Raw genomic sequence first — 13,083 nt, 5'->3', positions numbered from 1 at the left:
GCGTTTCGTTTCCGTCGCTGCGTTGTCTGCTGAGGAGGCGAACTATACGTCAGCCCCCTAAACCCGTCAACACCTTTTGCGAGAAAAACCTCAACAAAAGCGGACCCCACAGGGCAAACCCTTGATGCGGCAAGCAATATCCGAAAGGAGTATTTGCCGACACGCCTCAACCGCCCCGCCGAACCATGAAAAACGGGCCGGCGAAACGCCGGCCCGCACGGTTGCGGAGGCCTGAAACCGCTTAATCCTTTCTCACATCCAGCAGTTCTTGCAGCTGATTCAGCGTGGAATCGTCCTTGACCACGTGCAGCAGCCATTCTTCCAAGCTCATCTCGGCCCAGCGCGCTGCGCGTTCGGCCAATAAGGCCACCGGGCTATGCGGTTCGTTGCTGCGGAAGTAACGGGCGACTTCGCTCAACATCTGCACCGCTTCCTGGCGGCTGCGGATCTGACCGTTGAAGGCGACGGGCGCCGCCGAAGCGGCGGGGGTGGGCGCGCTATAGCTTTGGGTCACGGCTTTTCTTTCCACGGCGGGTTCCACGGGAGCCGGCGTAACGCCGGCCGGCGCGGTTTGTTGACGGTAGCGCAACACCAGATCCTGGCAGGCGTAGATGCCGTTGCGGATCTCCGCCAGGCTGGGCGCTTCGCCGCCGAAGCGCTGGTCCACTTGCTCGTCCAGCGCTTCATAGCGGCCCAGTGCCTGGACCAGCGCCTCAGCCTGGCTCTGGAACCAGGCGTGGCCGGACAGGTTGGCGCTCTTTTCGAACTCGTCGCCGGAGAGCTTGCCCTCGGCGATGGCGGCGGCCTTGGACTCGGCGTCTTTCAAGCCCAGGTTTTCCACGTCGCGCGATTGCTGCCAGTCGTTCCAGCCGTAAGCGCCGAACTCCGGTTTCAGCAGCGGCACGTTGCGGATGGCCAGGCCCAGTTGCTGATTCAGCCACTCCAGCTTGCCGACGCGCTCGTCCAGATCGTGCGGGTCCAGTTCAGGATAGCCGCTGTCCCAGTATTGGCGCAGCCAGCCTTCCAGCGCGGCCAGGCCCAGGGTCAGGCCGGGAACGCCGTTGGCCTGGACCTGGGCTTCCGCGTACCAGGCCAGCAGTTGCAGGTCTTTGCTGTTCTGACTCAGCGCGTCTTCGCACAGGCGGATGACTTTGGGCCATTCCGCCGTTTTGAGCGTCTGTTCCCAATCGCCTTGGGACAGGCCCGGATCGTCGCTGCGGCGGGCTTCGCGAATCTGGTCGAAAAGCGTGGAGTAAGCCAAGTCCTCCCCCGCCGGCCAGCCGCCGGGGATGGGGACCAGCAATTGCTGCACTGTTTGTTCGATGTTTTCCATGCTTTGTGGCTTCTATATATAGGTGTTGCGATCAGCCCTTGCCGACTTCCGGCATGGTGGAGATCAGCGAGGCGCCGCAGCTGACTTTATGGCCTTCCAGCGCCACCGGCTTGCCGCCGACCACCCAGCTGGGGTCGCCTTCCACGATGGTGCAGTTGACGTGCCCTTGCTGCGGGCAGGTGACGGCGTCGCCCAGGCAGGCGACCTGCTTGCCGAACAAGGTGGTGCTGGATGCGGCGCTGACGACTTTGCCGCCATGATCGGTGGGGTCGCCCAATCGGATCACGCGTTTCATGCTGTGGCCTCCTCGCGCGGCGGTCTGGCCATGGCCAGCGCCACATGATCGTTGCTGAATTGAGTAATGAGGGCCGGAGCGGCCAGGCGCGCGCTGTGGCTGACGGCGGCGGCGGCCAGCATGGCGTCGGCGGCGACGCCGACGTCGCCCCACTCCCGCGCCAGATTGCTGGCCTCGTCGATGGGGTGCAGCTCCACCGCGTGGCGGTTCAAGGCGCTGGCGATGGCGGCCAGGCGCACGCCGCCGGCGTCTACGTCGCCGCCGTTGTGCACCAGCCAGCCCAGGCTGGCCGCCTTATCGTTTTCCGGCTTGGCGTCCTCCGGGCTGAACGGGTAGTCCAGCAGCGCGGCGTTGACCAAGGCGTTGTCCAGCACCGGTTGCAGTTGCCGCGTCAGTTGCAAGGCACGCTCCTGCGGCGCAGCGGCCGCGCTGGACTGGCCCAATTGGGCCAAGACCGGCAGCTCGGCCAGGCCGGCCTGATGACGGGCCGGCACCACGCCCCAACTGCCGCCCGCGCGGCTGAAGTCTTTTTCCCAATAAGGCTGATAAGGATCGGCGCCCTCGGCCACGGCGACGGGGCCCAAATCGGGCTCCGGCAATTGCTCGCGCAGGAACAGCATGACGGCGACGGCCAGGCCCGGCTTGCCCAGCCAGCGCAGGCGTTCCGCCGTGGCGGGGTCGCTCTCGTCCCGCTCTTCGCCGCCCCGCGTCAGCAAGGGCGCGTCGGCGCCCAGCATGATCACGCCCGGCAGTTCCGGCTGTTGTTGCAGCAGCTGCCGCGCGCGGTCCGCCACCGTGCCGGTGCCGGCGCCCGCCAGGAAGCGCGCTTCCGGCGTCGGCCATTCGCCGTCGTCCAGCGTTTCGGCCATGGCGACCGTCTGCCATTCCTTGACCGCGGCGATCTGTTCGATGCCGGACAGGCTGGGCACCACTTCCATCACCAGCGGCAGCCAGGCCGCGCCGGGCGCGACGGCGTAGAGTTCCTGCAAGGCCTCGGTCACATGCGGCCGCAGTCCTTCCAGCGCCTCGTCGGCGTCAAGGTCGGCCGCGTCCAGGCAGGACCACAGACAGCCGTCCGGCGCTTCCGCCAGCCAGTCCGGCTCGCCATGGGCCGGCACGGCGCGCGCCCACAGCCAGCGGCAGTCCACCACGGCCTGGCGTTCGCGCAGCTCGGCCAGATGCCGTTCGCGCGCGGCCTCGCGCGCGGACTGGCGCTCGGCCTCGGCCGCGCTCTCTTGCTCGGTCTCTTCCTGCTTGGCGCGCTTTTCCTTCAGATAGCCCCATAGCTTGACGCCGGCGCTGAGCAACATCGGCGGCCCCAGGTGCAGCAGCAGGATGGCCGACGGGCTGATGCGCTGCCAGCTTTGCGGCAACACCAGCCACAGCAGCCCCCACCAGGCGACGGTGCTGACCCCGAACAGGCCCAACATTTTCCACATGGACGCGTTTCCTCAGCTCAGCCGCACTTTGACCTGCTCGCCCTTGAGCGAGACGGCGATCTTCTTCACCGGGCGGCCGGAAGCCATGCGCGCCAGCAGGTCGCTGGATATCTGCGCCAGCAGGGTGCGGGTCAGGATGGCGTCGGCGTTGCGCGCGCCGCTGTCCACGTCCAGGCAGCGCGCCGCCATCTGTTCCGCCAGTTCTTCCGGGAACTCCACTTGCGCGCCGTGGTTGTCGGCGATGCGCTGGCGGATCTTGTTCAGCTTGAGGCCGACGATGGCGCGCAGCACTTCGTCGCTGATCGGCAGATAGGGCACGATGGTCAGACGGCCGAGGAAGGCCGGCTTGAACACGCTTTGCAAGGTGGGCCGCAAAATCTCCACCAGGTCTTCCGGCGTCGGATCGCGGGTTTCGCCTTCAACGGTGACGCCGTGCTCGCAGGCGCGCATCACCAGATCGGAGCCGGCGTTGGAGGTCAGCAGGATGATGGTGTTCTTGAAATCGACTTCGCGGCCTTCGCTGTCTTCCAGCAGGCCTTTGTCGAAGACCTGGAAGAACAGCTCCATCACGTCCGGATGGGCTTTCTCCACCTCGTCCAGCAGCAGTACCGAGTAGGGCTTGCGACGCACCGCCTCGGTCAACACCCCGCCCTCGCCGTAACCGACATAGCCCGGCGGCGAGCCCTTGAGGCCGGACACGCTGTGCGCTTCCTGGTATTCCGACATATTGATGGTGATCAGATTGCGCTCGCCGCCGTACAAGGCCTCGGCCAACGCCAGCGCGGTTTCGGTCTTGCCCACGCCGGACGGCCCCACCAGCAGGAACACGCCCTTGGGCTTGCCCGGGTCTTCCAGATTGGCCTTGGCGATCTGCACCCGCTCGGCGATCTGCTCCAAGGCGTGATCCTGGCCGATGACGCGCGCGCCCAGCAGCGAGGCCAGCTTCTGCACCTGCTCCAGCTCATTGCTGACCATGCGGCCCAGCGGGATGCCGGTCCAGCCGGAAATCACGTCGGCGATCACGCTCTCGTCCACGCACTCGAAGGCCAGCGGCTGGAGCTTCTGCAGTTCGCGCAGCGCCTTGCGCTTGGTCTGCAACGGGCTGAGCTTCTTGCCCTTGGCCGGCTTGGCCTCGGCCTGCCGCTGTTTGAGCTCGTCGATTTCCGCCACCAGCTTTTGCTGTTCATCCCAGGCGGCGTGCAATTTCTCCAGGTCCGCCTGCAGTTCGGCGCGCTGGGCTTCCAGCTCCGCGATGCGTTCGGCGTGGCCTTCTTCGCGCTGCAGCGCGGCCACTTCGCGGTCGATATTGTCTATCAGCACCGACACGTCTTCGATCGGCCCCGGCTTGCCGGCGCGCGACAGCGCGACGCGGGCGCAAGCGGTGTCGAGCACGCTGATGGCCTTGTCCGGCAGCTGGCGGCCGGCGATGTAGCGGCTGGACAGATGCACGGCGGCGGCTACCGCCTCGTTGAGGATTTCCACCTTGTGGTGCTCGGCCATCGCCGGGGTCAGACCGCGCACCATCTGCACGGCGATTTCCGGCGCCGGTTCTTCTACCTTCACCACCTGGAAGCGGCGCGCCAGCGCGGCGTCTTTTTCAAAGTACTTTTTGTACTCGGCCCAGGTGGTGGCGGCGATGGTGCGCAGCTCGCCGCGCGCCAGCGCCGGTTTCAACAGGTTGGCCGCGTCGTTCTGGCCCGCCGCGCCGCCGGCGCCGATCAAGGTGTGGGCCTCGTCGATGAACAGGATGATGGGCACCGGGCTGGCCTTGACCTCGTCTATCACCTGGCGCAGGCGGTTTTCGAACTCGCCCTTGACGCTGGCGCCGGCCTGCAACAGACCCAGGTCCAGGGTGCGCAGGGTGACGCCCGCCAGCACCGGCGGCACTTCGCCGTGCACGATCTTGCGCGCCAGGCCTTCCACCACCGCGGTCTTGCCCACGCCCGGCTCGCCGGTGAGGATGGGGTTGTTCTGCCGGCGACGCATCAGGATGTCTATCATCTGACGGATTTCAACGTCGCGTCCCAGGATGGGGTCGATCTTGCCGGCCTTGGCTTGGGCGGTCAGGTCTATCGTGTATTTGTCCAGCGCCGGGCTGCCGCGCTTGCCGGCCGCGGGCGCGGCCATCGTCGGCTCCGCGCCGGCTTCGGCGGCCGGCGCGTTGGCCGAGGCCTCGCCGCCGTGCTGACGCAAGGCGGCGTAAGCGCCCTGCAGGCGGCCGGCGTCCTGGCGCGCCAGCGCGGCGGAGCCGGACTGCAACGCGCCGCGCAGCGCCTCGTCCTGCCACAGCGCCAGCAGCAGGTCCAGGGTGGACACATCGTCCTGCCCCTGTTCCGCGCTGGCCAGCAGCCAGGCTTTTTCCAGCCACTTGGGCAGCCAGGCGGACAGCACCGGGTTGCGGGTATTGCCGCTGCGGAACGCGTCCAGCGCGGCTTCCAGCTCGCGCTCGATGCGCGGCAGGTCCGCGCCCAGCGCGTGCAGCGCCGCCAGCGCGGCGTTGTTGTCCTGGTCGAACATCGCCAGCAGCGCGTGTTCGATCTCGATTTCGAAATGCGTGCGCGCCAGCGCGCGGCTGGCCGCCTGCTCAATCGCCTGACGGGCGGTGGGGGTCAGCCTGTCGATCAGGGCTTTCAGGGATACGGACATATCGTTCCAATACGCTCAAAATGAAAAGTCGATTCCGCTCGCGCCGCTCAATGCAGCAGCGCGTAGCGCATGTCTTCAGGATCTTGCTTCTGTGGGCCCAGCCAGCAATTGCCGCCCAGGCGCAGGTCCGCCGGGCCGCCCAGCTGCGCCGCCGGCACGTCGCGCTTGTCCAGCACCAGGCTGACGTCGGCCGCCAGATTATGGCCGACGGCGAATTGCAGCAGCGCCTGCAAGGCCTGCGCGCCGGGGCCGCCGGGCAGCAGGGCTTCGAACTGGGCGCGGCGCATGCTGCCCAAGCGCAGCTGCAGCTTGGTCTGACGGTCCCAAACCCGGGCGCCGGCAAACAAGGACACGCCCAGCTCGCTCTCGCTGTCGCCCAGCCGGCTTTGCTCCGCCGCCGGCACCTGCATCCACTGGCCGATGAATTGCTCCAATGCGGCGTCCACGCCGAAAAAGCCCTGGATCAGCGTTTCCAGCGCCTGCGCCGACAAGGGCTTCTGACTGAGCAGGCCGGCGTAATAGATGAACAGGTTTTCGTCCAGGCTCGCGTCCGGCCCCATCTGCTTGCGCAGCTGGGACAGGCCCAGGCCGCCCAGGTCCAGCAGATTGCGGGTGAAGCCGTCGCGCTCGCCGGCCTCCACTTCCAGCCAATAGCGGTATTTGCGCCAGGCGCCGAAGAACAAGGCGGTGGCGCGGTGGCTGAAGATGTCCAGGAAGGCGTGCAGCGATCCGTCCTTGTACTGCTGGCGGCGCTCCAGCAGCAGCTCGGTATAACTGGTGGGCAAGGCGCCGCTGGGCCCGGTCAGCCCGATGAAGCTGACCGTCATCTCGTCGGTGGCGTCCAGCTGCTCCGGCTCCTTGGCCGGCTGATAACGACACAGCTCGCTGGGCGGGAAGGACAGCGAGGCCAGCGAGCGGAAGCGCAAGCTGGCCGGCAACCGGCCGCGACGCTCGCCGCGCTTGCGCGCGGACAGGCCCAGGATGCGCACCGCCTGGAAAAAGCCGAACTGGCTGGCGTCGCGCGCCAGCTCCAGTTTCAGATCACGAGGGCTTCGCCGGCTCGGGCTGGCCATGAGGCTACCTCCTCGTCTTGTTGAACCGCATGCACCCGCAGGCGGGTGAAACTATTGGGCGCGCAATACAGCGCGAAGAAACGCTCCAGCACCGCGGCGAACAGATAAACGCTGCCGCCAACGTAGTAATCCGGGTCCAGCGTTAGGCGGATTTCGCTGCCGCGGACAAAGCCGCTGAAATCGCGGCCGGACACGCGGGTCACCGCCGGCTGGCTTTCTATCCCCACCACGCCCTGGATCTGACGCACGTTCACCGGGGAATCGGTCAGGTTGTACAAGGCCAGCATTTCCTGCAAGGCGGCGCAGCCGGAATCCACGATGGACATGTAGTTAAGCGACAGATGCGACACCAGCCGCCACTGCACCGCACGCCCCAGCGGGCAACGCTGGCTGGCGCTGGGCTTGCGCAACAGGCGCACGCGCTTGACCACGGAATGGCCCGGCAGCGAGAAATCCGTCCGCTGGGTGGACTGGCTGCCGCCAAAGGGAATCTGCTCCGGCAGATCGCGGTTGCTGCACAGCAGTTCCAGGCTCAGCACCTCGGTGGCCGGCCGCACCGCGTTGAACTCCAGGTCCGCCAGGTGCAGCTCCAGATCCGTGCCCTTGTCGCTCTGGCGCGGCGAGGGCTCCCGGCTGGCGTGCCAATAAAAGCGCGGCGTCTTTTTTTCGCTGCCGTGGCGTATCGCGTAGAAGGACGGCACTTCCTCGCTGCTTTCGCCGTCGCCGGATTTCTCCACCCGCACCACGCGCTTGATCTGGATCGCCTCGTAAGCCTGCTGCTTGCGCGCGTCCACCAGCACCGGGTAACTGGCTTTCTGGTGGGTGACGCGGATGGGCTCGCCCGGCTGGGTGAACAGGTTGACGATGGGCGTGCAGCCCAGCTTCATGTGCTGGGCCTGCAACTGGGTCTGCAGCCGGTTGTGACGCTCGCTGTCCGGGTATTCGTCCAGCAAGATCCGCAGCACCAGCTTGTCGCCGTCCAGCCGCGCCACCGCCTTGTCCAAGCGCAGCAGATCGACGAAGAGGAATTTGTCCGGATAGCAGAAATACTCGGTCAGCAGCCGGTAGCCCATGAAGGAGCGTTCGTCGTAGTCCAGCAGACCTTCCTCGCGGCCGAAACCCACCGCCCGCAGGCTGTCCGCCGGCAGCTTGCGCGTGCGGGCCGGGTCTTCGCTGCCGTCGCCCACGCTGACGCTCAGGACATTGGACAGCAGCATTTCGTACAGCAGATGCATCAGCGCCGGCTCGCCGTCCAGGAAGAAGCGCAGCGATTGCAGGCCGATGGCGTTGAGCGCCAGGCCGCCGTGAGTATGGAACTCCATCGTCAGCACCGCCGCCGCGTCCGGCGCCAGCTGGCGCAGATAGGGCGAGCCGCTGGTCAGCTCCAGCTTGGCCTCTGTCAGCGACAGCGGATACAGGTCCACCGGATAGGCGCTGCGGAATTTGCACACCACGCCCTGCATCGCCGGCGCGTGCACCGGCTGGCCGCGCTCCACCCGGTAGCGCTTGGCGATTTCCGGCCGCTGCGGATCGCATTCGAACTGCACGATGGTGGCGGAGGGAATCGGCTGCAGATAATGCGGGTAGAGCACATTGAGGAAGCTGGCCGCCACCTCCGGATATTCGTCGTCCAGCTTCTTGTGGATGCGCGCGGCCAGGAAGGCGAAGGACTCGATCAGCCGCTCGGTGTGCGGGTCTTCGCACTGGTCGCCTTCCATTTGCAGACGACCGGCGATCTTGGGATAGCGGCGCGCGAACTCGCCGGACAGCTGGCGCAGGTGTCCGAGTTCGCGTTCGTAATACGGCAATAAGGATTCAAGCATTAAGGCTCACGTCACATCTATTGTTATCCGGTTGCGCCGGCGGGCTGGCCGCCGGCGGGAAACCGCTACTTCTTGGTTTTGAAATACTTTTCCAGGTCATGGTTCAGCGGCTCGCGCAGCAGCAAACCGCCATCCTCGCCCAGGCCGAAGATCAAGGAGGGAATCGCCGGCCGGCTCAGCCCCAGGTCGTCGACGGCGATGGCCAGCAAGCGGTCCGCCCGGCGCGCGGCCGGCACCTCCAGCCAGGTCCAGGCGTCGGCGCTGCCCTGACGCCGCAAGGCCACGCGGGTCCAGTCGTCGGCCTTGCCGTCCCAATCCAGGATCGCATCGCCGCTGGCCTGGCTGACCGCCTGTCCCAGCGTTTTGCCCGCCGCCTCGAAGCGGACCTCGATGCCGGCCGCCCCGCCCACGCGCGGCTGGCCGACGATGGCGATCAATTGCCGCGCCGTGGCCGGCTGACGCACATTCATTTCCGCATCCGACATCAGGCGGTACTTGGGCGCCTGAGCAGGCAATTGCGCCTCCACCGTCACCAGGCCGTTGCTCACCCGCCAACGGCCCTCCAGATAATAAGCGCGGCTGGCTAACAAGGACCAGGAAGCCTGGCCGTCGGCCTGCAAAGCCAGCTCGGACTCCGTCCGGCTCTCCATCCGGTAATGCCCGGCCAATTGCGCCGCCGTCAGCGGACGGTCCAATTTGCGGTAACGCAACACGGCGCGCACCGGAATCTCAGGGGCCGGCTTGGGCATCGTCAAGCCGCCGTCCGCCTGGACCTCCAGCTCCGCCTGGCGGAACAAGGGCTGCACCGCGTCGGCGTTGCTCAGCTCGAAACCGGCCGCCCGCTCCGTCATGCCGGCGGCGTCCACCTCGAACCACTGCCAAGCTTGCCCGGATCCGGCCAGGCGCAGGCCCACCTTGCGCCACGCTCCCCATGCCTTAGGCTGCCAGGCGATCAGATAGCCCGGCGTCCGGGTGGCCTCGGTCTCCACTTGCCGGCCTTGATCGTCTTCCAGCAGGGCCTCCGTTCCCGCCACGCCCATGCGGCCGGCCGCCAGCACCGCCACCGTCATCATCGCCTCGTCGTAGCGATCCGCGGCCATGAAGCGGCCGGAGGCATAGGGCAATTGCCGGTAGGCCGGCGCTTCGCCGCCTGCCGCCGCGCGCAGAACGATCTGTCCCCGCCCGCGCGTCCAATCGCCGCGCACCGTGCGCGCGCCGCTGCCCTTGATGAACCATTCAAACTGGCCCGAAGGCAGCAGAACCAGGCTGCTGGGCAACCAGTCCTCGTCGGCCGGCACATAGGTGCCGGCCACCTTGTCCGGCGCGGCGGCCTGCGCCGGCGCGCACAGGCAGCCCAAAAGCAAAGCGGCGCAAACCCGCCAGGCTCGCTTGTTCATTCTTGAAACCCTCTCGCCATGAAGTCGATGCGCCGGGCTCAATGCCGGCCTCCCCCAATACGCTCGCCCCGCCGTTCCTCGGCCTGGCGTTGCTGCTCGCGCCGGATCTCCTGCGCGCGCGGCGCCTGGCAGATCGGCTTCTTATTGCTGTTGCCGTCGGTGAAGAACACGGTGCGGTAACGCAGATAAGTGCCGTGAGGTTCGCGCTTGCCCAGCGCGTAATGCATGAACCAGGCGCGGGAGTCGTGCACATGCTCGTCGTACAGCGCCATCAGCTTCTCGTCCTTGACCACCGCCGGGTACAAATCATTGCCATCCTCCCGCAGCATGACCAGTTCCGCCTGGCAATCGTCGCTGAACGGGCGGGACAAGCCGGTGAAGAAGGTGGCGAAGCCGCCAATCAGGTTGAAGGACAGCGAGGTTCGGCCCATGTAATCGTCGGCGAAGTCCTTGGCCCCTTCCCGCAACTGGGTCTGATCCATCACCGGCTCGTACTGCTTATTGAGGTTAGGTTTGAAACCCTCCGAAACCTGGCTCGCGTCCGCCTCTTTTCCCTTAGGCTTCAGCGTCACCCCGGTGGCAACGCCTTTGCGGCGCTGCGCCTTCCACTCCGACTCCTGCGCGTTCACCAGCCACTTGGGCGTGTCCTGGGAGTTTTTGTAAAACTCGGCGTTGCGATAACCCGGCCCGCCTTTCTCGTCGACGCCGCCGGCGTAACGGGCGATGCGCCAGGCGGTGATCTGCGCGGTCTGCCACTGCAGCAGGTCTTCCAGCGACGCGCCGCTGCCGGCATGCTGACGCCAGGCTTCGAAGCGCTCCTTCAACTCCACATCCAGCACGTACAGCGCTTGGGTTTCCGTACTCATAAAGCGCCAAGGCTCGCGTTGCTTCAACATACCCAATTGTTCCGGGTCCGCATCCTGCAATAAATCCGCATGCGCCTGCAACGGCGCACCAGCGTCAAAAGCCAGCCGGTACATATGCAGCAAGGGCAGCTGCGACAACAGCATGCCCTGCCCCTCGCGCGCCTTGCCCTGATCCTTGGGCGGATAACCGCCGCCCACGTCGCTGTGCATGCCGGGGTAGACCCATTCACCCAACACGCAACCGGGATAACTGCGGTTGGCGATGGCCACAGAGTCCAGCGGAAAGCACAGCCGCTGCTCGTGCGCGCTGACCAGATGCGCGCAGCGCTTCAGATAGCCGGCCTCCGGCGGCAGCTTCATCGTGCCGTCGGCCCAGCCCATATGGCCTTCCGCCCCCGGCGCCAGCTCGGTCAGCCCCACCGAAGCCACGGTGTCGAACAGGCCGAGGAACTCCACCGCGACGGGGATGCCGCACAGCGTGCCGGCCTCGACATCCATCAATTCGCGCAGCCGCCACAGAAAGGAACGCGCCTCGGCCGCGCCGCGCGAGAAGCCATAGATGTACAACTTGATGCGCAGGATTTCCGGCTTGTAATCGGCTTCACGCTTGGCGACAATCGGCGCCAGCACTTTCTGCATCACCGCGCGGCGTTGCGCCAACGTGGTGCTGCTGCGTTTTTTGACGCCTTTGTCGTCTTCCTCATAGGTGTACTGCATGTCTTTGATCAGTTGGCGAGCCTCCCCCGCCTCCAGCTTCTCGCCTTGGTCGCTATACGCGCGACGCATGGCATCAACCAACCGAGTCACTCCCCAGAGAATGCGGTCTTCGCCCCCTGAGGCAAAACTCAGGCCGCTGCTACTTGGCTCATCCTCGCCAATTTCCTTGAATACCGTGCCGACCCCTTGGATGTAATAGCTGTAGTACCCCCAGTCATTCCCTGCATCGTTACCAATAGAGGCATTGAATAAACGGCGCACATTGCTGCTGTTGACTGGGTCGGCCTTATCGTCCGAGTCGCCATGGTTATTGGTGCCGTCAAAGAACAGGCTGACATGCAGCACTTGAACACATGGAGATGGCTGTCCTTTTTGGCGCGCATCACACTTAGCGGCATCCACCTCACGCAACTGAGCGCTGCGCTGAGCCATCACCTGCGGCAGCCCCACCGGCAAATAACCGGCCAAGGGAAAGGCAGGAGCAATCAACGCGCCTGACATGTCTGTTTTCCTCCCAAGCGACGAATGATTTCCGGATAGCGATCTTCACGGCCGCGTAATCCTCCCATCACTCGGCCTTGCTCAGCCGAATCAATCAGCGGATACACTTCATCGCAAGGCAGGAACACCAGAACCAGAGAAGATACTTTTTCATACTTGGGCACCGCCATCGTCACCCTGCGGCGAACATAATTAGCTTCATGCTCTTTCATCCAACGATGCCATTCTGGCGGCGTCGTTCCATCTGGATTCCAGCGCGGTGCACGTCGTCCACCAGGATTAACATCCGGGCTAGGATCCTTCACCCACTCAATCGTCGCCGTCATGCCCGGCCGCCATTGCTCCGGCAGGCTGACGCAACACTCCTCACCACCGCCGCCTCCCATACCCTGACCATTAAAGCTGGCGCGCACAATCGATGTACCTGGTACGGTATTCACCACCCGCGCACCGGCACCTATGGTTTTGGACTGCGCCATGCTTTGACATCCAAGCAGGCTCAGGGTCAAGAACAGCCATGCACTAATAGAGAACCATTTCATCGTTTTCACCCTCAATGCTAAATTCCGATTTGCCGTTCCATTCCAAAACCATCGCCTGACAGGAACTGGCTTTAGCCGGGAATCATTCACCTCCCGAACACGTCTGCCGACCACCCAGTCGACGGATCATCTCCGGATAACGGTCTTCACGACCACGCAAGCCGCCCAACACCCGGCCCTGCTCCGCCGAATCAATCAGCGGATACACCTCATCGCAAGGCAGGAACACCAGAATCAGGGAAGACACTTTTTCATACTTGGGCACCGCCATCGTCACCTTGCGACGAACATAATTTGCTTCATGCACCTCATACCATCTACTGCCTTCCGCCGTGATAGATCCATACTTGCTCCGGGGAGGTTGCCGAATCCCTCCAGGATTCACCCCTGGGCTCGGATCCACCACCCACTCTATCGTCGCCGTCATGCCCGGCCGCCATTGCTCCGGCAG

At 65.3% G+C, this 13,083-nt stretch carries 10 protein-coding genes; all 10 read right to left on the bottom strand.

The features are described 5' to 3' along the window. Positions 1-241: 241 nt before the first annotated feature. A complete protein-coding gene (gene tssA, locus NK214_RS24090; RefSeq protein ID WP_107798038.1) occupies positions 242-1,333 on the bottom strand; it encodes a type VI secretion system protein TssA in 1,092 nt (363 codons plus the stop codon). Between the two features lie 31 nt (positions 1,334-1,364). Further along, complete coding sequence (locus NK214_RS24085; protein ID WP_043641377.1) at positions 1,365-1,628, bottom strand: PAAR domain-containing protein; 264 nt, start codon at positions 1,626-1,628, stop codon at positions 1,365-1,367. After that, complete coding sequence (locus tag NK214_RS24080; protein ID WP_253315704.1) at positions 1,625-3,067, bottom strand: hypothetical protein; 1,443 nt, start codon at positions 3,065-3,067, stop codon at positions 1,625-1,627. The genes NK214_RS24085 and NK214_RS24080 overlap by 4 nt, the downstream gene beginning before the upstream one ends. A gap of 12 nt (positions 3,068-3,079) precedes the next feature. Beyond that, positions 3,080-5,713 carry a type VI secretion system ATPase TssH gene (gene tssH / locus NK214_RS24075; RefSeq protein WP_253315703.1) on the bottom strand — a complete coding sequence of 878 codons (2,634 nt, stop codon included), beginning with the start codon at positions 5,711-5,713 and terminating at the stop codon, positions 3,080-3,082. 47 nt (positions 5,714-5,760) lie between these two features. Then, complete coding sequence (tssG, locus tag NK214_RS24070) at positions 5,761-6,786, bottom strand: type VI secretion system baseplate subunit TssG (protein ID WP_107798035.1); 1,026 nt, start codon at positions 6,784-6,786, stop codon at positions 5,761-5,763. Beyond that, positions 6,750-8,609 (bottom strand): type VI secretion system baseplate subunit TssF, encoded by a 1,860-nt coding sequence (gene tssF / locus NK214_RS24065; RefSeq protein ID WP_166453147.1) that lies wholly within the window; start codon positions 8,607-8,609, stop codon positions 6,750-6,752. The genes tssG and tssF overlap by 37 nt, the downstream gene beginning before the upstream one ends. Before the next feature lie 65 nt (positions 8,610-8,674). After that, entirely contained in the window at positions 8,675-10,006 is a 1,332-nt protein-coding gene (locus NK214_RS24060; RefSeq protein WP_253315702.1) for a hypothetical protein, read from the bottom strand. A gap of 38 nt (positions 10,007-10,044) precedes the next feature. Then, positions 10,045-12,021, bottom strand: a complete 1,977-nt coding sequence (locus tag NK214_RS24055) for a DUF2235 domain-containing protein (protein ID WP_253315705.1) — start codon at positions 12,019-12,021, stop codon at positions 10,045-10,047. 53 nt (positions 12,022-12,074) lie between these two features. Then, the gene (locus NK214_RS24050; protein ID WP_253315701.1) at positions 12,075-12,632 is read right to left on the bottom strand and encodes a DUF3304 domain-containing protein; all 558 of its coding nucleotides are present in this window, start codon (positions 12,630-12,632) and stop codon (positions 12,075-12,077) included. A gap of 82 nt (positions 12,633-12,714) precedes the next feature. Next, positions 12,715-13,083, bottom strand: a 369-nt coding sequence (locus NK214_RS24045) for a DUF3304 domain-containing protein (protein WP_253315700.1), incomplete at its 5' end; no start/stop codon positions are given.

The organism is Chromobacterium sp. S0633, assembly GCF_024158805.1.
GTDB lineage: Bacteria > Pseudomonadota > Gammaproteobacteria > Burkholderiales > Chromobacteriaceae > Chromobacterium.
Note: the sequence above shows the minus strand (reverse complement) of the source record. Positions and strands in the feature narration are given on the sequence as shown.